Source organism: Rahnella victoriana (assembly GCF_004330295.1).
In the GTDB taxonomy this organism is placed as follows: domain Bacteria; phylum Pseudomonadota; class Gammaproteobacteria; order Enterobacterales; family Enterobacteriaceae; genus Rahnella; species Rahnella victoriana.
In genome coordinates, this window is sequence record NZ_SJOJ01000026.1 from 51,988 (window position 1) to 78,314 (window position 26,327).

At 53.9% G+C, this 26,327-nt stretch carries 21 protein-coding genes and 1 pseudogene; 18 read left to right on the forward strand and 4 right to left on the reverse strand.

The genetic code is table 11. From position 1 onward, the window contains the following. Window positions 1-26 precede the first annotated feature (26 nt). Both EYY67_RS19475 and EYY67_RS19480 read right to left on the reverse strand, forming a co-directional pair. Complete coding sequence (locus EYY67_RS19475; RefSeq protein WP_095923397.1) at window positions 27-587, reverse strand: C40 family peptidase; 561 nt, start codon at window positions 585-587, stop codon at window positions 27-29. A gap of 195 nt (window positions 588-782) precedes the next feature. After that, window positions 783-2,138: a 2-hydroxycarboxylate transporter family protein gene (locus EYY67_RS19480; protein WP_095923399.1), complete on the reverse strand. Its 1,356-nt coding sequence runs from the start codon at window positions 2,136-2,138 to the stop codon at window positions 783-785. Between the two features lie 319 nt (window positions 2,139-2,457). Here EYY67_RS19480 and EYY67_RS19485 point away from each other — a divergent pair, with 319 nt between their 5' ends. From EYY67_RS19485 to emrB, 13 genes are all read left to right on the forward strand, one after another. Next, window positions 2,458-4,110: an ATP-binding protein gene (locus EYY67_RS19485; RefSeq protein ID WP_095923402.1), complete on the forward strand. Its 1,653-nt coding sequence runs from the start codon at window positions 2,458-2,460 to the stop codon at window positions 4,108-4,110. Beyond that, the gene (locus EYY67_RS19490) at window positions 4,103-4,816 is read left to right on the forward strand and encodes a response regulator (protein WP_095923404.1); all 714 of its coding nucleotides are present in this window, start codon (window positions 4,103-4,105) and stop codon (window positions 4,814-4,816) included. Before EYY67_RS19485 ends, EYY67_RS19490 begins: the two co-directional genes overlap by 8 nt. 587 nt (window positions 4,817-5,403) lie before the next feature. Beyond that, window positions 5,404-6,600, forward strand: coding sequence for a glycine betaine/L-proline ABC transporter ATP-binding protein ProV (proV, locus tag EYY67_RS19495; RefSeq protein WP_095923406.1), 1,197 nt, complete (start codon window positions 5,404-5,406; stop codon window positions 6,598-6,600). Beyond that, entirely contained in the window at window positions 6,597-7,790 is a 1,194-nt protein-coding gene (gene proW, locus EYY67_RS19500) for a glycine betaine/L-proline ABC transporter permease ProW (protein WP_119822923.1), read from the forward strand. Before proV ends, proW begins: the two co-directional genes overlap by 4 nt. Before the next feature lie 104 nt (window positions 7,791-7,894). Beyond that, a complete protein-coding gene (gene proX, locus EYY67_RS19505; protein ID WP_131694193.1) occupies window positions 7,895-8,896 on the forward strand; it encodes a glycine betaine/L-proline ABC transporter substrate-binding protein ProX in 1,002 nt (333 codons plus the stop codon). 24 nt (window positions 8,897-8,920) lie between these two features. After that, the gene (proX, locus tag EYY67_RS19510; protein ID WP_095925211.1) at window positions 8,921-9,916 is read left to right on the forward strand and encodes a glycine betaine/L-proline ABC transporter substrate-binding protein ProX; all 996 of its coding nucleotides are present in this window, start codon (window positions 8,921-8,923) and stop codon (window positions 9,914-9,916) included. Window positions 9,917-10,104: 188 nt separating this feature from the next. Beyond that, on the forward strand, window positions 10,105-11,289 hold the full coding sequence (locus tag EYY67_RS19515) for an MFS transporter (protein WP_131694194.1): 1,185 nt from the start codon (window positions 10,105-10,107) through the stop codon (window positions 11,287-11,289). Window positions 11,290-11,463: 174 nt separating this feature from the next. Further along, entirely contained in the window at window positions 11,464-12,225 is a 762-nt protein-coding gene (locus tag EYY67_RS19520) for an AzlC family ABC transporter permease (RefSeq protein ID WP_131694195.1), read from the forward strand. Beyond that, window positions 12,215-12,553, forward strand: a complete 339-nt coding sequence (gene ygaH, locus EYY67_RS19525) for an L-valine transporter subunit YgaH (protein ID WP_095923419.1) — start codon at window positions 12,215-12,217, stop codon at window positions 12,551-12,553. Before EYY67_RS19520 ends, ygaH begins: the two co-directional genes overlap by 11 nt. A gap of 174 nt (window positions 12,554-12,727) precedes the next feature. Next, complete coding sequence (mprA, locus tag EYY67_RS19530; RefSeq protein ID WP_095923421.1) at window positions 12,728-13,249, forward strand: transcriptional repressor MprA; 522 nt, start codon at window positions 12,728-12,730, stop codon at window positions 13,247-13,249. Window positions 13,250-13,272: 23 nt separating this feature from the next. Next, a complete protein-coding gene (locus EYY67_RS19535) occupies window positions 13,273-14,727 on the forward strand; it encodes an efflux transporter outer membrane subunit (protein WP_131694196.1) in 1,455 nt (484 codons plus the stop codon). 25 nt (window positions 14,728-14,752) lie between these two features. Further along, window positions 14,753-15,928, forward strand: coding sequence for a multidrug efflux MFS transporter periplasmic adaptor subunit EmrA (gene emrA / locus EYY67_RS19540; RefSeq protein WP_095923425.1), 1,176 nt, complete (start codon window positions 14,753-14,755; stop codon window positions 15,926-15,928). Window positions 15,929-15,945: 17 nt separating this feature from the next. After that, a complete protein-coding gene (emrB, locus tag EYY67_RS19545; RefSeq protein WP_095923428.1) occupies window positions 15,946-17,481 on the forward strand; it encodes a multidrug efflux MFS transporter permease subunit EmrB in 1,536 nt (511 codons plus the stop codon). 75 nt (window positions 17,482-17,556) lie between these two features. Here the strand turns inward: emrB and EYY67_RS19550 are convergent, their stop codons facing one another. Beyond that, entirely contained in the window at window positions 17,557-18,660 is a 1,104-nt protein-coding gene (locus tag EYY67_RS19550; protein WP_095923430.1) for a tRNA/rRNA methyltransferase, read from the reverse strand. A gap of 244 nt (window positions 18,661-18,904) precedes the next feature. Between EYY67_RS19550 and trxC the strand changes: the two genes are divergently transcribed. The 5 genes from trxC to EYY67_RS19575 all read left to right on the forward strand — a co-directional run bounded on the left by trxC (window position 18,905) and on the right by EYY67_RS19575 (window position 24,753). After that, complete coding sequence (gene trxC / locus EYY67_RS19555; protein ID WP_015695963.1) at window positions 18,905-19,324, forward strand: thioredoxin TrxC; 420 nt, start codon at window positions 18,905-18,907, stop codon at window positions 19,322-19,324. 129 nt (window positions 19,325-19,453) lie between these two features. Next, on the forward strand, window positions 19,454-20,158 hold the full coding sequence (locus EYY67_RS19560) for a tRNA-uridine aminocarboxypropyltransferase (protein WP_131694197.1): 705 nt from the start codon (window positions 19,454-19,456) through the stop codon (window positions 20,156-20,158). A 31-nt stretch (window positions 20,159-20,189) separates the two neighbouring features. Continuing rightward, on the forward strand, window positions 20,190-22,904 hold the full coding sequence (locus tag EYY67_RS19565; protein ID WP_131694198.1) for a bifunctional acetate--CoA ligase family protein/GNAT family N-acetyltransferase: 2,715 nt from the start codon (window positions 20,190-20,192) through the stop codon (window positions 22,902-22,904). Window positions 22,905-22,988: 84 nt separating this feature from the next. Then, window positions 22,989-24,344, forward strand: coding sequence for a CDP-diacylglycerol--serine O-phosphatidyltransferase (gene pssA / locus EYY67_RS19570; RefSeq protein WP_165497985.1), 1,356 nt, complete (start codon window positions 22,989-22,991; stop codon window positions 24,342-24,344). Between the two features lie 61 nt (window positions 24,345-24,405). After that, entirely contained in the window at window positions 24,406-24,753 is a 348-nt protein-coding gene (locus EYY67_RS19575; RefSeq protein WP_131694200.1) for a YfiM family lipoprotein, read from the forward strand. Between the two features lie 31 nt (window positions 24,754-24,784). Here EYY67_RS19575 and EYY67_RS19580 read toward each other — a convergent pair. Next, window positions 24,785-26,084 (reverse strand): annotated as a pseudogene (locus tag EYY67_RS19580) (MFS family transporter). Window positions 26,085-26,327 lie beyond the last annotated feature (243 nt).

Genomic DNA, 26,327 nt, shown 5'->3' on the forward strand with positions numbered 1-26,327 from the left:
TCCCCTCTCAGGGATCCGCCCTTTTTTTAGCTGATCAGTGCCAGACGTCGTGCCGTTTCGTAATGATCGATCCAGTATTGATTATCCAGTGACGAAATCGTAACGCCCTGAATTTTCGACGCATGAATAAACTGATTGTCCCCGACATACACGCCGACATGACGATCGCCCGGCGACGTTTTGAAAAAAACTAAATCTCCCGGTTCCAGGTTATTTTTACTCACCCTTTTGCCGTTTTTTATTTGCTGAAAGGTGGTTCTCGGCAGATGGGTTTGCAGGGAATCATTAAACAGATGCTGCATCAGCGACGAGCAGTCCACGCCTTTGTGGGTGGTGCCACCCCAGCGGTAATGGGTCCCCTTCCAGCGCGGATATTCCGCCAGCAGAGCGCTTTTAATATTTTGTGAATTGCCCGTATTGACCGCAGTCACGGTAGAACCTTTTCCATCAAAAAGTTCGCTATGGAAAAATTTGTAGGTGTCCATAGACTCAAATTCTTTTGGCATATCAAAGGCAAAGGTACTGGCGCTAAATAAACCTGGAATAAGAAGCAGTAAGGCAGAAACAAGCGATTTAATACGGAACATGCGTGGATTCTTTCATCAAAAAATAAAGCTTTTTCCTTACGTGGGAACCTGCTCACGGGGCGGGTGACTCGTCGCTGAGTGCGCAAATAATAACCAGCGAACAATAAATAATCAGGTCAAATCGAGTCCAAAATTGGACTCGGCATTTTTCCTCAGGAAAACCAACCCCTTCAGCTGAAGGGGTGGAGAAAGGCGTTATGCGAAGAACCTGGCGAGGACGAATAATCCGACCGCGACGTTGATCGCGCCGCCAATGCGGGTGGCGATTTGCGCGAATGGCATCAGGGTCATGCGGTTGCCGGAGGTCAGGATCGCCACGTCGCCCGTGCCGCCCTGCCCGCTCTGACAGCAGGAGACAATCGCCACATCGATGGGATGCATGCCGATCTTCTTACCGACGTAAAAACCGGTACCGACCAGCGCCAGCACGGTGGTGACAATCACCAGCAGATTCTGCAGGGTAAAAGCGTTGATCAGTTCCTGCCACGGCGTGATCGCCACGCCCACCGCGAACAGCACCGGATAGGTCACGGCAGTGCGGAAAAATTTATACACCGCCATCGAACCATGCTGAATGGTCGGCGAAATGCCGTTAGCCAGTTTGACCAGCACCGCCGCAAACAACATGCCGACCGGCGCAGGCAGACCGATCCATTTCTGACCGAGCATACCGACCATATACAACAGGATCGCCAGCAGCGCGCCGCAGGCCAGCGCATTGACGCCCGGATTACCGTCAAACTCGTCCGTGCCGCTGCCCGACTGCCCTTTATCCGACGGCATCAGCTGGCCTTCACCGGTCAGATGCGGGAAACGTTTTCCGAGCTGATTCAGTACGCCCGCCAGCACGATGGCCGTCAGACCGCCGAGCATCACGATCGGCAGAATGCGTCCGAGCGCCACGCCCTGCTCCATATGCAAAATCGTCGCGTAGCCCATCGACAGCGGGATCGCGCCTTCACCCACACCGCCCGCCATGATCGGCAGGATCAGGAAGAAGAAGGTCTGCATCGGCGGTAAACCTAAAACAGTGCCCATCGCCATTCCGGCAATCATGCCGACCACTTCGCCGCACAGCATCGGGATGAAAATCCGCATAAACCCCTGGATCAGCACCTGACGGTTCATGCTCATGATGCTGCCGACAATAATGCAGCAGATATAGAGGTAGAGAATGTTGGTGGATTTATAGAATTTGACTGTGGAATCCACCACCACATCCGGCAGCAGGCCGTAATGCACCATCGCTGAAGGGATAAAGGTGGCGCAGATGGCCGCCGCGCCGAGCTTTCCGACTACCGGCAGGCGCTTGCCGAACTCGCCACAGGCAAAGCCAAAGAAGGCCAGCGTGGCGACCATCACCACGATGTCGCTTGGCAACTTACCGTTCAGGCAGTCGAGCAGGATCAACACGCCCGCCAGCAGGAAGAAAGGCAGCGGAATAATCCCGATCTTGTAATGATCGAGAATGTGCCACCACTTTTGCCTGAGCGAAATGCCGGAGGTTTTTGTTTCTTTCACTGCGATGTAGGAATCGTCGGTTGTGCTCATGACATGGCCTCTTTCTTATAAATACTTTTCTTATTGAGGGTCTGAGCATAAGAAAACAGCCGGTCAGCCGGATGTGAGGTTGTTCAAATTAAAACCGCAGGGATAAAGGTTGTTATGGTGTTTATGGAGTTAATGCACCTTGTTTTATAAGGATTATCAGATTAGTAGTAAAAGCCGCTATTAACCCTGTTATTACTGTGAGAATTCATCGTTATTTTTATTGCCTGTTCACAACTCTGTCTTTGTCCGATTACCGCCCTCATTTCGCCGTGATACGCTTATTCAATGTGTGTCTTTGATTCGTGTTGCAGCAGGTCGTATGAAATTCAGATTACCTTTTCAGGTAAAACTCTTTTTGTCTCTGGTGGTATTTTCCTGCCTGTTGCTGGTGCTGCTGGGCGCTATTTTGTTTCACATCATCGACCGTCAGTTGCATCACGATCTCGGGCAACGCGCCCGCGTTCAGGCCAGTGAGATCGCGCTGATGCCGGGGCTGGCGCAGAAAGTGCAGGCGCGTGATATTCCCGGCATCGCGAAACTTATCCAGCCCTTACGCGATAAAAGCGATGCCAGTTATATCGTGATCGGCGATACCCGCGAGCTGCATCTTTATCATTCAGAATCGCCGGAGCGCATCGATCTGCCGATGATTGGCGGTGATAACGCGCAAGTGCTGGCCGGTAAAACCATTATTTCCGTGCGGCAGGGCGGTATCGGGGTGTCATTACGCAGTAAGGCGCCGATCCTGGATGACAATAACCGGGTGATCGGGATTGTTTCCGTCGGTTACCTCACCTCTTATATCGACAATATTAATGGTCACCGTCTGGCGCAGGCCGGGTTATACGGCTTGCTGCTGTTATTACTGCTGTTTATTTTTTCGTGGATATTTACCCGCAACGTCAAAAAACAGATGTTCTGGCTGGAGCCAAAAGCTATCGCCCTGCTGGTGCGCCAGCAAAAAGCCTTACTGGAAGCCATGTATGAAGGCGTATTCGCGATTGATGCCGGAAAGCAGCTGATTTTGATTAACCGGGCCGCGCGCGAGTTACTTGATATCCGCCAGCCCGAAAACGAACTGCTGGGTAAACCCCTGGCGGAAGTGCTGCACACGCCGCCCGCGTTCTTTACTCAAAGTGGCATCAGTGACAACAACAGCCAGCATGATCAGATTACCGTGCTCAATCAGCGGCAGGTGATCGTCAACCGCGTGCCGATTGAGCTGGAACCCGGCGCGGAAAGCGGCTGGGTATTCAGTTTCCGCGATAAAAACGACATCAATACCCTGAGCAGCCAGCTAAGTCAGGTGAAACGCTACGCGGATAATCTGCGCATCATGCGTCACGAGCAACTGAACTGGACCGCCACGCTGGCCGGTTTGCTGCAAATGCAGCGTTACGACGACGCCATGCATTACATTCAGGCGCAGTCCGAAGGCGCGCAGGCAGTGCTGGATTTCGTCTCCGCCCGTTTTACCTCACCGGCGCTGTGTGGCCTGTTGCTGGGGAAATACGTCAGTGCGCGGGAAAAAGGCGTGGAGCTGCGTTTCGATCCCGCCTGTCAGTTGATCCGCATTCCGGCGGCCATCAGCGAAACCGAGCTGATGTCGGTGATCGGTAATCTGCTTGATAACGCCACGGACGCCACGCTCAATGCCCTGACGCCCTCTTCTCCGGTGGAACTGTATATTTCAGACCGCAATAACGAACTGCTGATAGAAGTGGCGGATCAGGGCAGCGGCGTGGATGACGCCCTGAAGCCGCGGTTGTTCGAACAGGGCGTCACCACCAAGCCGTCAGACGACCATCAGGCCACCGGCGCGGAACATGGTATCGGGCTGTATCTGGTGGCGGGTTACGTCCGTCAGGCCGGTGGCAGCATCGAAATCTCAGACAATACGCCGCAAGGTACGATATTTTCCGTCTTTATCCCGTATCCGGCGGATGCGTCAACAGGAATGAAACATGAATAACAGCAGCGCACTCGATGTCGTGATTGTGGAAGATGAGCCGCATCTGGCCGGTCTGCACCGGGATTTTATCGAGCAAAATTTCAATCTGCGCGTGGTGGGCATCGCCGCCACGCTGGAGCAGACGCGTTCCCTGCTGCGGTTACATCAGCCGCGACTGATTTTACTGGATAATTATCTGCCGGACGGTCAGGGCGTGGATCTGATCGACAGCCCGTTACTGAAGAGCTTCGATTGCTCGGTGATTTTTATTACGGCGGCCAGTGATATGCAAACCTGCAGTCAGGCCATGCGCAGCGGCGCGTTCGATTACATCATCAAGCCGGTGTCATTCCATCGTCTGCGCAGTTCGCTCGAACGCTTTATGCAACTGGTGCAAACCCTGCGCAGTGTCAAAGTGGTCGATCAGCGGGCGCTGGATAAACTGTTTAATCTGCCCGCCACCGATACGCCGTCAGCCCCTTCCGCCAAAGGCATCGAGCCGAATACGCTGGAACTGGTTCAGCGCGCTTTCACCGCAAAACCTGACGTCAGCTGGTCCGTGGAGCAGGTGGTGGAAGAAGTGGGGATCAGCAAAACCACCGGCCGCCGGTATCTGGAATATTGCGTGGAAATTGGCTTTATCGCCGTGGAGATGCAGTACGGAAATATCGGCCATCCGAGGCGTCTTTATCGCAAAATAGCAGACGGAGAAAAATCCGCATCCTGAGTCCGAATTATGGCGGTTTTGCGTGACGCATTTCACGTCCTCTGCCGGTGTTCTCACCGGCAAATTTCCGCCCTCCCCCCTGTTTCACGTCGTTATTTCGCTGTGCATTCACCTTTCAGACAACCGGTAAATTTGCGGCTTTCACGCAATTCTGAAATCTCTATTTACACCTGTAAATCCGCATCGGGAAATTTGCATTATCTCCCGATGGATCACGCAATTATCCCGTTCTAAATCCCCACAAAATCACAAGTTATTAAATCATTTAAAATCAACATCTTAGTTATATATTTGACAAAGATATGCAGCCGTAAATTAGGCGATAAGCGAAAATGTGAATAGCGGATAATTTGTCATTAATTGTCAGCACATTCTTACCGAAATTAAACAGTGCAAATACAGATAAATACGCCACCAGAAACACAATCACGAATATCCTCCGGAAACATTGAGACTTGTCTCAGAATGTCGATGTGTTAGGGTATATGCCGTTCACTATTTTGTTACAGGCAAAATCTTATACGGTCCAACACAAAAACTAGACATCGAGCCGATACGGCTATTTATATCCAAGGAATGCACATTGCATGGCAATTAAAATCGAAGTAAAGAATCTTTATAAGGTATTTGGCGAAAACCCGGATCGCGCTTTCAAGATGATTGACGCAGGCAAGGGTAAAGAAGAAATTTTTGAGAAAACCGGTCTTTCACTTGGCGTTAAGAATGCCAGTCTGGCCATTGAAGAAGGCGAGATCTTCGTCATCATGGGGTTATCCGGTTCCGGTAAATCCACCATGGTACGCCTTCTCAATCGTCTGATAGAGCCCACCCGTGGCGAAGTCCTGATCGACGGCGAAGACATCGCCAAAATCTCAGAAGCAAAATTGCGCCAGGTGCGCCGCAGTAAAATCAGTATGGTGTTTCAGTCCTTTGCGCTGATGCCACACCTGACCGTGTTGAACAACACCGCGTTTGGTATGGAACTCGCCGGTGTGCCGGTGGAGGAGCGCAATGCCAAAGCGATTGACGCGCTGCGTCAGGTCGGACTGGAAAACTATGCCAACTCCTATCCTGATGAATTGTCCGGCGGGATGCGCCAGCGTGTCGGTTTAGCCCGCGCCATGGCCAACAACCCTGACATTCTGCTGATGGATGAAGCCTTCTCAGCGCTCGACCCGTTGATCCGTACCGAAATGCAGGATGAGCTGGTGAAGCTTCAGGCTCAGCATCAGCGCACCATCGTGTTTATTTCCCATGATCTGGACGAAGCCATGCGTATCGGCGACCGCATCGCCATTATGCAGGGCGGCGAAGTGGTGCAGGTCGGCACACCGGAAGACATTCTGAACAATCCGGCCAACGACTATGTGCGCACCTTCTTCCGTGGCGTCGATATCAGTCAGGTCTTCAGCGCCAAAGACATTGCCCGCCGTCGTGGCGCGCTAATTCGTAAAACCCCCGGTTTTGGTCCCCGTGCCGCCCTCAAGCTGCTGGAAGACGAAGACCGCGAATATGGTTATGTGCTTGAACGTGGACAGAAATTCATCGGCGTGGTGTCGATCGAGTCGCTGAAAACCGCGCTGAAAGCCAATCAGCCGCTGGAAAGCGCCCTGCTGGAATCTCCGGCACCGGTGCAGGCAGACATGCCGCTCAGCGAACTGATTTCTCATGTCGCTGCCGCGCCTTGCGCTGTGCCGGTGATCAATGAGGACAACAACTATATCGGCATTATTTCCAAGGCCATGCTGCTTCAGGCTCTGGATAAAGAAGGGGGTAACGAATGAGCACTTCAACCATAAATAACACCATTACTCAGCACGCACAGGCCGCACAAACGTTAGATCCTTCGGTGGATCCGTGGAGTGCCGACAACGCCAGCGGCGGTGTTGCGCCTCAGGCGGATGCCGCCACAAATGCCGCGCCAGCCGATGCGGGCAGCAGTGATCCGTGGGGCGGCGGCAGCGACGCCGCGACCAGCACACCGGATGCCACGCACCACGCCGCCACGCAGACCAACGACTGGCTGAGCGTCGCACCGGAACATCATCAGCATTTTAATATTCTCGATCCGTTCCACAGCACGCTGATCCCGCTCGACCGCTGGGTCACCGACGGGATCGACTGGCTGGTCGGCAACTTCCGTCCGGTGTTCCAGGGGATCCGTGTACCGGTTGATTTCGTTCTCAGCGGTTTCCAGCACGGTCTGGAATCTCTGCCTGCGCCGATTGCGATCCTGGTCTTTGCCCTGCTGGCCTGGCAGATGGCCGGTTTCGGTATGGGTGCCGCCACGCTGGTTTCTCTGGTGCTGATCGGTGCGATCGGTGCCTGGTCACAGGCGATGGTGACGCTGGCGCTGGTTCTGACCTCGCTGTTCTTCTGTATTCTGATCGGCCTTCCGCTCGGGATATGGCTGGCGCGCAGCCAGAAGGCGGCCAAAATTATCAGGCCGTTGCTGGATGCCATGCAGACCACACCGGCGTTCGTCTATCTGGTGCCTATCGTCATGCTGTTTGGTATCGGTAACGTGCCGGGCGTGGTGGTGACGATTATCTTCGCCCTGCCACCGGTGGTACGTCTGACCATTCTGGGTATCAACCAGGTGCCGGAAGATCTGATCGAAGCTGCGAAATCCTTTGGTTCCAGCCCGCGTCAGATGCTGTTTAAAGTTCAGTTGCCGCTGGCGATGCCGACCATCATGGCCGGTATTAACCAGACGCTGATGCTGGCGCTGTCGATGGTGGTGATCGCCTCGATGATCGCCGTTGGCGGTCTGGGTCAGATGGTACTGCGCGGTATCGGTCGTCTGGACATGGGTCTGGCGTCCGTCGGTGGCGCGGGTATCGTTATCCTCGCCATTATTCTCGACCGTCTCACCCAGTCAATGGGTCGCGACAGCCGCAGTAAAGGCGGTCACCGCTGGTTCACCCGCGGTCCTGTCGGTCTGGTGATGAAGCCTTTCACGAAGAAAGCCTGATCCACACACTGCATTTTTCCCGGCGGTTCGCTGCCGGGAACTCTCAAAAGCTAAAACAACGCAGTCCACTCTTACGTATTCACCAGCAAGAATAAGGGTTCACCATGCGCACAACACTGATCAATAAAGCACTCATCCTCGCAGTATCCATGGCGACTACCGCCGCTTTCGCCGCCGATTTACCGGGCAAAGGCGTGGTCGTTAAACCGTTGCAAAGCACTATTGCAGAAGAAACTTTCCAGACCGAACTGGTTAACCGCGCGCTGGAAAAACTGGGCTACGACGTTCAGCAAACCGGCGAAGTGGATTACAACGTGGCGTATACCGCCATCGCCAGCGGTGATTCCACTTATATGGCTGTGAACTGGGATCCGCTGCAAAAAGATATGTATGCCGCCGCCGGTGGCGACCAGAAATTTTACCGTCAGGGCACGTTTATTGGCGGCGCGGCGCAGGGTTATCTGATCGACAAAAAGACCGCCGAAAAATACCACATCCACGATTTGTCGCAGCTGAAAGACCCGAAAATCGCCAAACTGTTTGACGCCGACGGCGACGGCAAAGCCGATATGGCCGGGTGTAATCCGGGCTGGGTCTGCGGTCAGGTGATCAATACGCAAATTAAAGCGTACGGCCTGAGCGATACCGTGACGCAAAACGAGGGCAACTATTCGGCCATTATCGCCGATACCCTCACCCGCTTTAAATCCGGCAAACCGGTGCTGTATTACACCTGGACACCGTACTGGGTCAGCAACGAAATGAAACCGGGCAAAGACGTGGTCTGGCTGACGGTGCCGTTCTCGGCGAATCCGGGTTCACTGAAAGACATGGATACCACGCTGCCGAACGGCAAGAACTATGGCTTCCCGGTCAATAACGAACACATCGTGGCGAACAAAGCCTGGGCGGAGAAAAACCCGGCGGCCGCGAAGCTGTTCGCCATCATGAAACTGCCACTGGCCGACGTGAATGCGCAAAACCTGCGGATGCATGAAGGGGAATCGTCTTCTGAGGATATCCAGCAACACGTTGATGGCTGGATCAAAGCACATCAGGCGACCTTCGATGGCTGGATCAAAGAAGCTGCCGCTGCAGCAAAATAACGCATGATAAAATCTGAGGAATTTATGAAAAAGACAGGAATCTGGGCGGTTGCCGCCCTCACAACATTTGCCACAGCCACCACCTTCGCCGCCGATTTGCCGGGTAAAGGGGTCACCGTGACACCTATCCAGAGCACCATCAGTGAAGAGACATTTCAGACCGAGCTGGTGAATAAAGCGCTGGAAAAACTGGGCTATGACGTTCAGCCGACCCGCGAAGTCGATTACAACGTCGGCTACACCACCCTTGCCGCCGGTGACGCGACCTTTACCGCCGTCAACTGGTCGCCGCTGCATGATGAAATGTACAAAGCCGCCGGTGGCGACAAGGTGTTTTATCGTGAAGGTACCTACGTGACCGGTGCCGCGCAGGGCTGGCTGATCGATAAGAAAACCGCCGAGAAATACCACATCACCAATATCGAACAGCTGAAAGATCCGAAACTGGCGAAACTGTTTGATACCAACGGTGACGGCAAAGCCGATCTGACCGGTTGTACGCCGGGCTGGGGCTGTGAAGCGGCGCTGAATGAGCAGCTGAAAGCCTACGGTCTGGAAGATACCGTGACCCACAATCAGGGTAACTACTCTGCGATGATCGCCGACACCATCACCCGTTACAAAGAAGGGAAACCGATCTTCTATTACACCTGGACGCCGTACTGGGTCAGCAATGTCCTGATCCCGGGCAAAGACGTGTTGTGGATGCAGGTGCCGTTCTCGGTAGTGCCGGGGGATAAAAACGCCGATACCAAACTGCCAAACGGCAAAAACTACGGTTTCCCGGTGAGCACCATGCACATCGTGGCGAACAAAGCCTGGGCTGAGAAAAACCCGGCGGCGGCAAAACTGTTTGCCATCATGAAACTGCCGCTGAAAGACATCAATGCGCAGAACGCCGCTATGCATGCCGGTAAAAATTCAGAAGCCGATATCGATGCACAGACCGACGGCTGGATCAAAGCCCACCAGGAACAGTTCGACGGCTGGGTAAAAGAAGCCGCCGCAGCAGCGAAATAACGCCGTTACAGACTCAGTAAGACCAGCGGGCGGGGAGAAATCTCCGCCCGTTTTTTTGTGTGCGAACATGTCTATTACAAAACCAGATAGTTGCCATTAAAACTATTCATTGGTTTAATATTTCAACCAAAACGATAATCGTCTTTCGCATTTCCCTGCTCCTTCAATAAGATCCGTTAAGTCTCATTATGAAAAAAACGACCACACATTCTCCGCTCAGCCCGGCGCTGATTATTCTGATGGCGGTGGCCACCGGGCTTGCCGTCGCCAGTAACTATTATCCGCAACCGCTGCTCGACACCATTGCGCGTGCGTTCAGCCTGTCGGTCAATCAGGCCGGTTTTATTGTGACTGTGGCGCAGCTCGGTTACGCCTGCGGCCTGATGTTTATCGTGCCGCTCGGCGATATGTTTGAACGTCGCGGGCTGATTGTGCTGATGACCCTGCTTTCCGCTGCCGGATTGCTGATCACCGCGATGGCACCGACGCTGACCATCATGCTGGTCGGGACGGCGCTGACCGGACTGTTCTCCGTCGTGGCACAAATTCTGGTGCCGCTGGCCGCCACACTGGCTGAGCCGGAGCGTCGCGGTAAAGTCGTCGGGCTGATTATGTCCGGCCTGCTGCTGGGCATTCTGCTGGCGCGAACCGTTGCCGGTGCGCTGGCGTCGCTGGGCGGCTGGCGGACGGTGTACTGGGTCGCCAGTGGGCTGATGATCGTGATGGCGCTGGTGCTGTGGCGTAAGCTGCCAAAGCACCATCAGAAAACCGATCTGAATTATCCGCAGTTGCTGAAATCCATTTTTACGCTGTTTATCCATACGCCGGTATTACGCACCCGCGCGCTGATTGGCATGTTCTGCTTCGCCAACTTCAGCATTCTGTGGACGTCGATGGCGTTCCTGCTGGCGGGTCCGGCCTATCACTATTCTGAAGGCGTCATCGGTCTGTTTGGTCTGGTGGGTGCTGCCGGGGCGCTGGCGGCGACCCGTGCAGGCAATCTGGCGGACAAGGGCAAGGCGCATCTGACCACCACGGTCGGGCTGGTGCTGTTATTGCTGTCATGGGCCGCCACTGCGTACGGGCAGCACTCAGTGATTTCGCTGATTATTGGCATCATCATTCTGGACCTTTCGGTTCAGGGAGTGCATATCACCAACCAAAGTGTGATTTATAAAACCCTGCCGGAAGCGCGTAACCGCCTGACCGCAGGTTACATGACGACATACTTTATTGGCGGTGCGGTGGGTTCCCTGGTATCCGCTTCGGCCTATCAGGCGGCGGGCTGGTACGGGGTCTCGGCAGCAGGCATCCTCATGTGTGTGCTGAATTTACTGGTCTGGTGGAAAGGCCATAAATACACGCTGGCCTGATAACGTACGAAACTACATCAGGAGGGAACCATCACCCCTCCTGATTAGCTTGCGAATAATCATTGGAGAAATTTATTTGAACCAAAGGGTGTTAACGATACTTACAGTCTGGTAATGTTTACGCCATGAATTATTCGCCGGCAACTATCCGGTTTCACAATGTTTTAAACACCCATGCAAACCAATCCAGATCTCGAAGCACCCGACCCCGTCCGTGTTTCCACCTTCGCACAAGGTATTACCGATAGCCTGCCCATTGTGATTGGCTATGTGCCTGTCGCGTTTGCCTTCGGACTCAGTGCAGTCAAACTGGGTTTCACTCCCGCTGAAAGTCTGCTGTTTTCCATTCTCATCTATGCTGGCGCCAGCCAGTTTGTGATCACCGCGCTGCTCAGTGCCGGAATGTCGTTATGGGTTTCCGCCCTGACCGTGATGGCGATGGATGTGCGTCACGTGCTGTACGGCCCGTCGCTGCGTAACCGGCTGGTGAGCAAACTCAATGGCAGAAAAACCGCACTCTGGGCATTTGGCCTGACCGATGAAGTGTTCGCGGCCGCCACCGCCAAACTGATCCGCGATAAACGCAGCTGGAGCGAAAACTGGATGTGCGGCATTGCGCTGTCTTCCTGGCTTTCGTGGGTGTTCGGCACCGCCATAGGTGCGCTGTTCGGTAATGGTCCGCTGCAGAATTTTCCGGCCATCGAAGCCGCACTCGGCTTTATGTTACCGGCGCTGTTTCTGAGTTTTCTGCTGGCGGCGTTTAAGCGCCAGCAAAGCCTGGTGTTTGTTGCCTCGCTGGCCGGTGCGCTGGGCGGGCTGCTGTTCGGGTCGATCCCCGCCGCCATCGGTTGCGGTCTGGGCGCGGGGTGCATTGCGGCCCTGCTGCAACGCCCGGTATCCCCTTCTGCCACGGAGATCACCTCAGATGAGCACTGATGTCATTCTGGTGTGTCTGCTGGTCGGCACCGTCAATTATCTGTTCCGGTATCTGCCTTTGCGTCTTGGCGCACGACAGAAATCAGGACTGAAAAGTGGCCCGTTATCCCGCGTGCTCGACAGCATTGGTATCGCCTCAATCTGCGCGCTACTGGTGGTGTCAAGCACGCCTGAAATCCTGCGCGATCCGCAAAAACTGCTGCCCTCACTGGCCGGTTTTGTGGTGCTCGCGCTGATTTTCTGGCGAACCAAAAGCATCATTATTGCCACACTGACCGGCGCTGTGGTGTACGGCCTGGTGTTCAAGGTGATGCTGCTGGCGGGATGAGGCTATTTTTTACCGTAAAGCAACAACCGGGCAAACTCTGCCTAATACATTAAACATCGAATAATTCACCGGAGTTATGAATAACACTAATTGCTAAAGAATTGGTGATTCATGACATTGATATTATTAATTACCGTCGTTACTATGTCATTCGTAACTAATGAGGCTTCTCATATGGACAGTTCATTCGCGCCAATTGAAAACATGTTAAATTTCCGGGCTAAGAAGCAAAAAGATTTCCCTTATCAGGAAATTCTGCTGACCCGCCTCTGTATGCACATGCAAAGTAAATTGCTTGAAAACCGTAATAAAATGCTGAAAGCACAAGGGATTAATGAAACGCTGTTTATGGCGTTACTGACTCTTGATGCGCAGGAAAGTCACAGCATTCAGCCTTCTGAGCTAAGCTCTGCGCTGGGTTCTTCACGCACCAACGCCACCCGCATTGCGGATGAGCTGGAAAAGCGCGGATGGATCGAACGCCGTGAAAGCGATAACGACCGCCGGTGCCTGCATTTGCACCTGACGCCCGACGGTGAAGCCTTTATTCAGAAGTTACTGCCGCCTCAACATAAGAGCCTGCATTTTCTCTGGTCGACCTTAGACGCCGATGAACAGAAGCAGTTAGAAACCCTGACGCGCAAACTGTTAACCCGCCTTGATCAGATGGATGCGACAGCACTACAACAATTCTAGATTTCAGTTCAGGTAAACCACACATGTCACTCCAAGCTCGCCGGAGGCTTACGCCGCTGTTTGCCGTTTTGATATTGGCTGGCTGCGCCTCCGGTAATAATATTGCTCCTCAGTCGTCGCTGCTGGATACGCAACAGCTTCATCTGCAGCAGGCAAAAGTCAGTTCCCTGACCCTCGGCCCTCAGTGGTGGCGCAGTCTGAATGACCCGCAACTCGATAATCTGATGACCACGACGTTGCAGAATTCGCCTTCATTGCGTCAGGCCGCCGCCCGCGTGCGCGAAGCGCAAAGCGTGATGGGAGAAGCCAATGCCGCCAATGGCCCTTATCTGGATTTGAATGGTTCAACGCGTCGTGAACGTGTGGCAAAAAACACGATCCCGCCGTTCCTGACCAGCTATCCCGAAGCGCCAATTTACGACAGCAGCAACAGCCTCGGGCTGAATCTGAGCTATGAGTTTGACTGGTGGGGGAAATACCGCAATCAGGTGAATGCCGCGAAAGCACAGGTGGACTCCGCCCGTGCCGAACAGGCTGAAGCCGCTCTGACGCTGACCAGTTCGGTGGCGTCAGCCTATTATGCGTTGCAGGCCAATCTTGCCTTGCAGGATGTTCTGCAACACGAAGTGGATAACAATCAGCGTCTGGCCGATTTGCGCAAAGCGCAGTATCAGGCAGGCGTGTACGGCATTGAAATTCCGCAACAAACCCAGGCGCAGGCCGACAGTGCCAAACAACAGATCATCAATCTGAAATCGCAAACAGAACAGCTGCGACATCAGCTTTCTGCGCTGGCCGGACGTGGCCCGGATGCAATGGACGGAGTGCACGCCGTGGCGCTGCCTTCCCCTGACGCGCTGGCACCTAAAGCGGAGCTGACGCTGGATTTACTCGGCAAACGCCCGGACATCGCTGCACAGCGTGATCTGGTGGAATCCTGGTCCCAGCGTGTCAGTGCCGCGAAAAAAGAATTTTATCCCAGCCTTTCCATCAGTGCCTTCGGCGGTCTGACGACCACCAATTACGGCGGCACCAGCCCGAATCTGTTTGAAGCGGCCAGTACCGCCTGGAATATCGCGCCCGCCATTTCGCTGCCGATTTTCCACGCCGGTGCACTGCGCTCCAAACTGGGCGAAGAGTCCGCGTTATATGACCAGTCTGTTGAGTCGTATAACCAGACCATCCTGAACGCCATCCAGCAAACTGCGGATGCCATTACTGTCTCGAAAAGCAGCGCTGAACAATTGCAGCAGGCGTCTTCTGCCGCTAAATCGCTGGATGAGGTGTATCGCGTTTCGGATGCAAGATACAACGCTGGCGTCATCGGACGGGATGAGCTGTTAACCAGCCAGTCAGCGCTTCTGCAACAACAACAGGCGCAACTTACGGCCAGCAGTCAGTTGATGCAGGCAAAAATCAGTCTCATCCGTGCGCTTGGGGGCGGCTATCAGGCCCCGGCTGCGGACCAAAAATCATAATAAAAGACTCAGTGTGGAGAAGACCATGAGCGCAAATGCCGATACTCAGGCAACGCCGCAAGCTCCGAAAAATAAGAAGAAAACGCGCAAAGTCGCGATGCTCTTGTTAACCGGGATTTTCATTATTATTGCCATCGCCTACCTGTTCTACTGGCTGCTGGTGTTACGTCATTTCGAGTCCACCGACGATGCGTATGTGGCCGGTAATCAGGTTCAGATTATGGCGCAGGTGTCGGGTAGCGTGACCGACGTCAATTTCGACAGCACCGACTTTGTGAAAAAAGGTGACGTGCTGGTGACCATCGACCCGACCGATGCTGAGCAGGCGTTCGAACGCTCTAAAACGGCGCTGGCGAACAGCGTGCGTCAGACGCATCAGTTGATCATCAACGGTAAACAATATCAGGCCAATATCGCGCTGCGTCAGACGCAACTGCAACAGGCGCAGACTGACCTCAAGCGCCGCATCGTGCTGGGTAATGTCGATGCGATTGGCCGTGAAGAACTGCAACACGCCCGTGACGCCGTCGATACCGCGAAAGCGCAATACGATGTCGCCGTTCAGCAATACAACGCCAATCAGGCGATGATTCTGGATACGCCGGTCGATAAGCAGCCGCAGGTTCTTCAGGCCGCCGCTCAGGTGCGCGATGCATGGCTTGCCCTGCAACGCACCAAAGTCCGCAGCCCGATTGACGGTTTCGTCTCACGTCGTGCCGTACAGATTGGTCAGCAAATTAGCCCGACAACCTCCCTGATGGCCGTGGTTCCGGCGCATCACATCTGGGTCGACGCTAACTTTAAAGAAACCCAGCTGGCAAATATGCGTATTGGCCAGATGGCGACCGTGGTCAGTGACATGTACGGCGATGACGTGAAATATCACGGCAAAGTCGTCGGTATGGACATGGGCACCGGCGGCGCGTTCTCGCTGTTACCGGCACAGAATGCCACCGGCAACTGGATCAAAGTGGTTCAGCGCCTGCCGGTGCGTATCGAACTTAACGATCAGGAAGTGGCTGAACATCCGCTGCGTATCGGTTTATCGACGCTGGTAACGGTTGATACGCAGAATCGTGAGGGTCTGGTGCTGGCCGATAAAGTCCGCAGCGAACCGCTGTATCAGACGACCGCGCTGACACTGGATCTGGCACCGGTCAACGCCATTATTGCTGACGTTATCCATGCCAATGCAGGCTAAAACATCCGGAGGCCTTCGTGGCAAATAAACCGCTGGTAGGCGCCCCGCTGGCCTGGATGACGGTGGCTTTGTCTTTGGCTACCTTTATGCAGGTGCTGGACTCGACGATCGCCAACGTGGCGATCCCGACCATCGCCGGGAATCTGGGTGCCTCGAACTCGCAGGGCACCTGGGTTATCACGTCGTTCGGGGTGGCGAATGCCATCTCAATCCCGATCACCGGCTGGCTGGCAAAACGCATTGGTGAGGTCAAACTCTTCCTGTGGTCAACGGTGCTGTTTGCAATTGCATCGTGGCTGTGCGGTATGTCGACCAGCCTGGAAATGCTGATTTTCTTCCGTGTGGTGCAGGGCGTGGTGGCAGGTCCGCTGATCCCGCTTTCGCAAAGTCTGTTACTGAATAACTATCCGCCAGCCAAGCGAAGTACCGCGCTCGCGCTCTGGTCGATGACGGTGATCGTCGCCCCGATCTGCGGGCCGATCCTCGGCGGGTATATCAGTGATAACTATCACTGGGGTTGGATCTTCTTTATCAACGTGCCGATCGGTATTGCGGTGGTGTTCCTGACGCTGAGAACACTGAAGGGCCGCGAAACCGCCACGCAGATCAGACCCATCGACAGTGTCGGGCTGGTGCTGCTGGTGCTGGGTATCGGTGCCTTGCAGGTGATGCTCGACCGGGGTAAAGAACTCGACTGGTTTAACTCGACGGAAATTATCGTGCTGGCGGTCGTGGCAGTGGTCGCGCTCTGTTTCCTTGTGGTCTGGGAACTGACCGACGACCATCCGATCGTCGACCTGTCACTGTTTAAATCGCGAAACTTCACCATTGGCGTGCTGTGTATCAGCCTGGCCTACATGCTCTACTTCGGCGCGATTGTCCTGCTGCCGCAGCTATTGCAAGAGGTCTATGGGTATACCGCCACCTGGGCCGGTCTGGCGTCCGCGCCGGTAGGGATTTTACCGGTACTGATGTCGCCGATTATCGGGCGTTTCGCGCACCGTCTGGACATGCGAAAGCTGGTGACCTTCAGCTTTATCATGTACGCCTACTGCTTCTTCTGGCGTGCATATACGTTCGAACCGGGGATGGATTTTGGCGCATCAGCGTGGCCGCAGTTTATTCAGGGCTTCGCGGTCGGCTGCTTCTTTATGCCACTGACCACCATTATTCTGTCCGGCTTACCGCCTGAACGTATGGCGGCGGCATCGAGTTTGTCGAACTTTATCCGTACGCTGGCCGGTTCGATTGGTACGTCGATCACCACAACCCTGTGGTCGAACCGTGAATCGCTGCACCACGCGCAGCTGACGGAAAACATCACGCCGTTTAATCCGGCGGCGACGCAGACTTATCAGCAGCTCGAAGGCATCGGGATGAGTCATCAGCAGGCATCAGGCTGGATAGCGCGGGAGATCACGAATCAGGGACTTATCATCTCTGCCAATGAGATTTTCTGGTTATCCGGCGGCGCATTCCTGGTGCTGCTGGTCTTGATCTGGTTCGCCCGACCGCCATTCACCAGTGGTGGCGGAGCCGGTGGCGCGCACTGAGTCAGGTATTCCCTGAATGTCAGAAAGCAAAACGGACGCATTATGCGTCCGTTTTTTATGGCTGAAACCGGGCAATTATGCCTGGTTCTGACGCCACCATTCTGCCAGCAAAATACCGGATGCCACGGAAACGTTGAGGCTTTCCACTTTGCCGGTACCGCCGATTGACACGCTCAGGTCGCCCTGTTGCCAGGCGCTGTCAGACAAACCGTCGCTCTCTTCACCCAGCACCAGCACCATTTTGGCCGGTAACTGTGCTTTGCCCAGCGCCGTACCTTTATGGCTGGACGTGGTCACGATGGTGTATCCCGCGTTACGGAAGGTTTCCAGCACTTCAAGGAAGTTATCCGCGCTGATGGCCTTAACGTGCTCCGCGCCGCCTTCCGCGGTACGGACTGCCGCGCCAGATTCCAGCTGAGCCGGATCCTGAACCATCATCCCGTTGATACCAAAATGCGCACAAGAACGCATGATACCGCCGAGGTTATGCGGGTTACCGACGTTTTCCAGCGCCAGTACGCAGTCTTTCGCCGGAGCCGTTTGCAGATAGGTTTCTGCATCCAGACCCTGACGTTTTTTGATCAGGAAACACACGCCGCCGTGGTGTTCGGTACCGGACGCTTTCGCCAGTTCGTCATCTTCAACCACATGGTAGGCTTTGCGGTTCGCCGCCATCCAGCGCAGTGCTTCACGAAAACGCGGGGTCACGGATTGCACAAACCATGCACGGACGATAGCGTCCGGACGGCTGGCAAACAGGGCCTTACAGGCGTTTTCGCCATACACGCGGGTTTCTTCCTGACGCTGACGACGCAGCTGTTCAGGATCGATAAAGCTTTTGCCGCTGATACCGCCGTGATCCGGGACGGATTCATCCGCCGGTGGACGGGAGACCGTTTTCCACGGCGAAGAGTACGGGCCGTCGTCGTCACGCGCAGGACGACGCGGGCGATCATCACCACGGCGTGGTGCCGGGCCGCGGGAATCACCACGGGAATCGCTGCTGCGACGCTCATTGCGGCGGGCATCGTCTGGACGGGAACCCTGGCGAGGTTTATCGCCCGGACGTCCTTTATTGTTAGAAGGACGTTTATCGTTATTGCGGTTATCGCCGTCGTCGTCACTACGGACGTACATCACTTTGACTTTGCCGTTCTTGCCACTGAATGAATCGTTCATTTTTCTCTCCACCTACGCGCAGGGCGCGAAGATTACCTGATGTCTGTGAGCTACGCCACAGGCTTTGGACCAAAAGCTAAAAACTATCGTAATCATTGAATAAACCACGTTGTTTACGTGACGTACCAACCCCATACTTACAACATACAAGCAACATATCAGCCGTGTTCTTTACCGCTTTTAAGGATAAAACCGGGGTTGTGGTTGATACCATTCTCACGTTAAGCAATGTAGAGGCTATTTTATGAATACGGTTTGTTCATCATGTCAGGCCACCAACCGCCTGCCTGAGGATCGTATCGACGACGGCGCAAAATGCGGTCGTTGCGGTCATGCACTTTTTGAAGGCGATGTGGTTCACGCAACCGCTGCCACGCTGGATAAATACCTGCAGGATGATCTGCCGGTGGTCATCGATTTCTGGGCACCGTGGTGTGGACCTTGCGTTAACTTCGCGCCAATTTTTGAAGATGTGGCTCAGGAACGCGCCGGTAAAATCCGCTTCATCAAGGTGAACACCGAAGCTGAACCTGAACTGAGCGCGCGGTTCCGTATCCGCAGTATTCCGACCATTATGGTGTTTAATGAAGGCAAAATGGTCGATATGTTGAGTGGTGCCATGCCTAAAGCGCCCTTCAACAACTGGCTTAATGAATCATTGTAACGCATAAGCCATCATAAAGCCCTGCCGAAGGCCCGTCACCGCACGGGCCTTTTTCCGTTCAGAACACAAGCCACTTGCCTGCTGCTGCCGGGCGATTAGAATAGCCGTTTTTCGCATACCGGAATGCCTATGTCAGACAACGCCGTCCTTCGCCTGCGTGAGCAGCGTTTAGCCCGATCCACCCGCCCTTTTCTTGCGCGCGGTTCACGGGCCATCCGCTGTCAGTCGTGCCTGTTACCCAAACGTAACTGCATCTGCGCCACCCGCGAAATCCATCAGGCCGCCAGCCGTTTTTGTCTGGTGATGTTTGACACTGAGCCGATGAAACCGAGCAATACCGGCCGGTTAATCGCAGATGTCTTGCCGGATACTCAGGCATTTTTGTGGTCACGCACGCAAACCGATCCGGCGCTGCTGGAAGCGATTGCCGACCCGGAACGTCAGGCTTACGTGGTGTTTCCGGCGTCTTTCGCCGAACCGCCGCGTCAGGTGTTTACCGACGTGCCGGCAGGCAGCAAACCACCTTTGTTTATTATGCTCGACGGCACCTGGAACGAAGCCCGCAAGATGTTCCGCAAAAGCCCGTATCTGGATAATCTGCCAGTCTTCTCTCTCGATGTAAGCGCCAGCTCCGGCTATATCCTGCGTGAAGCCTCACGCCCGGAACTGCATTGCACCGTCGAAGTGGCCGCTGCTCTGCTGGAAAAAGCCGGTGATGTCGATGCCTCGGCAGGCCTTTCACGCCACTTTACCCATTTCCGCACCCAGTATCTGGCCGGGAAACCCCATCATCCGGTGCATCAGCTCACAGCAAAGAACGAAGAAAGCCTCTAGAATCATGGGAAGATGATGAACCGGAGACGTTATGAGTCAGCGCGGACTGGAAGCCTTATTACGACCTGAATCTATCGCGGTCATTGGCGCGAGCAATAAACCGGGGCGGGCCGGATATCTGATGATGCGTAATCTGCTCGACAGCGGATTCAATGGCCCCGTGCTGCCGGTTACGCCCGCTTATCGCGCGGTGTGCGGCGTACTGACCTGGCGGGATGTCGCCAGTCTGCCGATGTCGCCCGATCTCGCCATTCTCTGTACCCACGCTGACCGTAATCTTGCGCTGCTCGAACAGCTCGGTGAGCGGGGCTGTAAAACCGTCATTGTACTTTCCTCACAGCCGCAGCAATTCGCCGATTTGAAAACCTGCGCCCAGCGTTTTTCGATGCGCCTGCTCGGCCCCAACAGTCTGGGTATTCTCGCACCCTGGCAAAAACTGAATGCCAGTTTTTCACCCGTGCCCATTCTTCCCGGCAAGCTGGCGTTTATTTCGCAATCGGCGGCCGTCGCCAATACCATTCTCGACTGGGCACAGCAGCGCGCCGTGGGTTTTTCCTATTTCGTGTCGCTGGGTGACAGCCTGGATATTGATGTGGACGACCTGCTCGATTTCCTCGCCCGCGACAGTAAAACCAGCGCCATTCTGCTGTATCTGGAACACATCAGCGATGCGCGGCGTTTTCTTTCCGCCTCGCGCAGTGCATCCCGTAATAAACCGATTCTGGTGATCAAAAGTGGTCGCAGCGGTCAGGCGCAGCAATTACTCAACAGCCCGCTGAGCCTCGATGCCGCCTATGATGCGGCGATCCAGCGCGCCGGTTTGCTGCGCGTGCAGGATACCCATGAATTGTTTTCCGCCGTCGAAACCCTGAGTCATATGCGGCCTTTGCGGGGTGAGCGTTTACTTATCATCAGTAACGGTGCCGCTCCGGCTGCCATGGCGTTGGATCAGTTGCTTGCCCGTAACGGCAAACTGGCGAAACTGAGTGATGAGACCTGTAAAACACTGAGTGCCGTTCTGCCTGACAATATCGCCGTCTCGAATCCGCTGGATTTACACGATGACGCCACGCCAAAGCTCTATCAGGCGGTAATGACCGCACTGCTCGACAGCACCGATTACGATGCGCTGCTGGTGATCCACGCGCCCAGCGCAGCGGCACATGGCACAGTGACCGCCAGTCATCTTATTGACGCCGTCCAGAAGCATTCACGCGGCAAATACATCACGCTGCTGACCAACTGGTGCGGGGAGTTTTCGTCGCAGGAAGCCCGCAAGCTGTTCACCGAAGCCGGGATCCCGACCTACCGCACGCCGGAAGGCACGGTGACCGCGTTTATGCACATGGTGGAATATCGCCGCAACCAGAAACAGCTGAAGGAAACCCCGGCGCTTCCGGCGGATCTGGAACAAAACACCGATCAGGCGCATCAGCTGATCGCCCGGACGCTGGCGGAAGGCACCACGCAACTGGATACGCATGAGGTCCGGGCGATATTGCAGGCGTACGGCATGAATGTGCTGCCGACATGGATTGCCAGCGACAGTGCCGAAGCCGTTAATATCGCCAGTCAGGTGGGTTATCCGGTGGCACTGAAATTGCGCTCCCCGGATATTCCGCATAATTCTGAAGTTCAGGGCGTCATGCTGTATCTGCGTACACCGGCCGAAGTTGAGCAGGCCGCCAACGCTATTTTTGACCGCGCCAGACAGGCTTTTCCGCAGGCAAGGATCCAGGGACTGCTGGTGCAAACCATGGCGAACCGGCCTGGGTCGCAGGAACTCCGTGTGGTGGTCGAACAGGATCCGGTCTTCGGCCCGCTGATCATGCTGGCCGAAGGCGGTACTGACTGGCTTCCTGAAAGACAGGCGGTGATTTCCCTGCCACCGCTGAACATGACGCTGGCGCGTTATCAGGTGGTTCAGGCGCTCAAAAGCGGCAAAATCCGCGGCCGCAATGCCCTGCATCCTCTGGATATTCCGGCACTGAGTCAGTTGCTGGTGAATGTTTCGAACCTGATTATCGATTGCCCGGAAATCCAGCGACTGGATATCCATCCCCTGCTGATTTCCGGCAGTGAACTCAGCCTGCTGGATGTGTCGATGCAGCTGTCAGCGCAGGGAACGGCATCAGGGCTGGCGATCCGCCCCTACCCGCGTGAACTGGAAGAGCGCGTAATACTGAAAGACGGCTCACCCGCATTGTTCCGGCCTATCCTGCCGGAGGACGAGCCACTGCTGAAAGCGTTTATACTGAAAGTGACCAAAGAAGATCTGTATTACCGCTACTTCAGTGAGATCAATGAGTTCACGCATGAAGATTTAGCGAACATGACCCAGATCGACTATGACCGGGAAATGGCCTTCGTCGCCATTCGCACAGTGAATAATGAAAACGAAATTATCGGCGTCACCCGGGCGGTCTCAGACCCGGATAATATTGATGCTGAATTCTCGGTACTGGTGCGGTCGGATCTGAAAGGTCTGGGACTCGGAAGGCGGCTGCTTGATAAGATGATCCATTACGCGGCAGAGCACGGCCTGCAACGTCTGACCGGCATTACCATGCCCAATAACCGTGGCATGATCACGCTGGCCAGAAAACTGGAATTCGACGTCGATATTCAGATCCAGGACGGCATTGTGAACCTCTCACTGGCACTGGAAAAGACCCGCATTTCACAGCAGAAAACCGTGAGCCTGCGCCATGAACAGGCAAAAGATGCGCACATGGGACAGGACTAATGGTATTATCGACCGATTGTGCGGTTACCATCGTCTGCTTGTGCCGCTAAAGCCATTACATGAAGAGAGAAGAAGCGCACTGTGATGTTGTCAAAATTTAAACGTAATAAACATCAACAACACCTTGCTCAACTGCCTAAACTCCCCCAAACGGTTGATGCTGTAAAAACGCTCTACTGCCCTGCAGATTTCCGTAAGACGCTGCTCGAAGCCATTGCTCACGCCACCCAACGGATTTATCTGGTCGCGCTCTATTTAGAGAACGATGATGGCGGTCGTGATGTATTGTCGGCGCTGTATGACGCCAAGCAGCGTCGTCCGGAACTGGAGATTTATGTGCTGGTTGACTGGCACCGCGCTCAGCGTGGCCGCATTGGCGCGGCTGCAGCAAATACCAATGCTGACTGGTATTGTCGCATGGCTAAAGAGCACCCTGAGCTTTCCGTGCCGGTGTACGGTGTTCCGGTCAATACCCGTGAAGCGTTGGGCGTTTTGCATCTCAAAGGCTTTGTGATTGACGATCAGGTGATTTACAGCGGTGCGAGCCTCAATGATGTTTATCTGCATCGCCATGAGAAATACCGCTACGACCGCTATCAGTTACTGACCAACGCACCGCTGGCAAATACCATGATCGACTTTATGAAGAAATCGATCCTGACCGCGGCTGCCGTCCAGCGCCTTGATCGTGAAGATCGCCCGAAAAGCATTGAGATCAAAAACGAAACGCGTCAGTTCCGCCAAAACCTCCGCACCAGTGGATATCATTTCAAGGACAGCGCAGGAAATGATGAGCTGGCGGTGACGCCGATTGTTGGTCTTGGGAAGCAGAATGAACTGAACCGGACTATCCACCATCTCATGGCCAGTACGGATCATAAGCTGACGCTGTGTACGCCTTATTTCAATATGCCTGCTATGCTGGCACGCAATATTATTCATCTGTTGCGACGTGGAAAGCAGGTCGAAATTATCGTCGGTGATAAAACCGCGAACGATTTTTACATCCCGCAGGATCAGCCGTTTAAAATTATCGGTGCCTTGCCGTATTTGTACGAGATTAACCTGCGTCGCTTCCTGAGCCGTTTACAACGTTTTGTTGACAGCGGACAGCTGATAGTTCGCCTGTGGAAAGACGGCGATAACAGCTATCACCTCAAGGGAATGTGGGTGGATGACCGCTGGCAGCTGATCACCGGAAATAACCTCAATCCCCGCGCCTGGCGTCTGGATCTCGAGAATGCCATTCTTATCCACGATCCGCATAAAGAACTCGCAGAAGCGCGACATAAAGAGCTGGAAGAAATTCGCCAGCATACGCATGTGGTTTCTCATTATATGGAACTGGAAAGTATTCCAAATTACCCGGTTAAAGTCCGTAAGCTCATCCGGCGCCTGCGCAGAATACGTATTGACAGATTAATCAGCCGGATCCTGTAATTGGCTATACTGAAAGCCTGATTATTCTGATCGGGCTTTTTTTTATCTGGAATTCCACGTTATGACTCAACGTTCTATTGTGACCTTCAGATTATCTTTTATCGCGCTGATATTGGGATGCAGCGGATGTACGCATTATGCGAATGATCCGTGGACCGGAAAAGATAAGGCAGAACATTTTGTCGGTTCAGCAGTATTAGCCGCAGCAGGCACGGCCTACGGTGATCATCAGGGTTGGAATGAAGCGCGCAGCCGTTCATTCGGACTGCTGTTTTCTGTCGGGCTCGGCGCAACCAAAGAGCTGTACGACAGCCGGGAAGGAGGCAGTGGCTGGAGCTGGAAAGATTTCGCATGGGATATTGCAGGTGCCGCCACCGGGTACAGCGCGTATCATCTGATCCGTTATTAAAAGTGCGTCCCTGCACTTTCTTTTGCGTAAATTACAGCTGTATTTCCTTACCTTTGCGATGCAATTTCATCGAAACAATCAACGCGATTAAACACATTACGCAGACATACCAGAAAAAGACTTCCTCTATATTCCAGGATTTAAATGTCAGCGCGACATATTCCGCCGAGCCGCCAAAAACAGCATTCGCCACCGCATACGATAATCCCACGCCTAGTGCCCTGACTTCCGGCGGGAACATTTCTGCCTTTAATAATCAGCTGATTGAAGTATAAAAACTGACGATCAGCAACGCCAAAACAATCAAACCAAAAGCGATATAAGGGCTGGTGACAGTTTGTAAAATATATAAAATCGGGATGGTGAATACGGTCGCCAGCCCGCTGAATATCAGCATTGAACTGCGGCGACCTATTTTGTCCGATAGTCCGCCAATAATGGGCTGTAAACACATAAAGACAAATAAGGCGACAGTCATTAATGCGCTGGCGGTTTTGGTATCCATTCCGGCGGTATTCACCAGATATTTTTGCATATATGTCGTGAAGGTATAGAACGTCAGAGAGCCTGCCGCCGTAAATCCCAGTACCATCATGAACGCTTTTTTATGCTTCCATAATCCCGAAAGCGTACCTGCATCTTTGTGTTCACGGGTCTGTTTATCCGACGTTTCATTCAGTGAACGACGCAGGAATAAGGCGACGACAGCCAGCACAGCACCCAGTGCAAAGGGAATCCGCCATGCCCAGGATTTGAGTTCATCATTCGAGAAGATTTGCTGCAATATTACCAATACCAGAAGAGCCAGTAATTGCCCGCCAATCAGCGTCACATATTGAAAAGAAGCATAAAATCCGCGTCGGCCTTTAATCGCCACTTCACTCATATACGTGGCACTGGTGCCGTATTCCCCACCGACAGAAAGCCCCTGAAACAGACGGGCGATGAGCAATAAGATGGGTGCCCAGCTGCCTATCGTCGCGTAGGTAGGCAAACAGGCGATGACCAGTGAACCGCAGCACATCATGCAGACCGAAAATCATCATTGAATTCTTGCGGCCGTGTTTATCGGCGATATAGCCAAATAACCATCCGCCAATAGGACGCATAAAGAACCCGGCAGCGAAAACACCCGCCGTTTGTAATAACTGAGTTGTGCTGTTTCCGCTGGGGAAAAATGAAGAGGCAAAGTAGAGCGAGCAAAAGGAGTAGACGTAGAAATCAAACCATTCCACCAGATTTCCCGAAGACGCCCCCACAATAGCGAAAATACGTTTCTTCTTATCTTGCTGATCGTGATGATCAGGCTGGGATCCCAGAGTATCCATCATATTACTTTCTCCTGACAACGCTCACCCGGAATGTGAGACTGCTACTTATTATTCGATTAGAAATATTGAGTTAAGCAACGAATGAATAAATAAGGGAAATTAATTTGGTTATTACCTGGAGTTGCGTCGTTTTTTGTGACGGGAAGCGCGATTAAGGCTGTATTAGTCGTCAAATCCCCCATAGCAAAAAGCCCTGTACGTCAGTACAGGGCTTTCCACTTATTTGATGCCTGGCAGTTGATG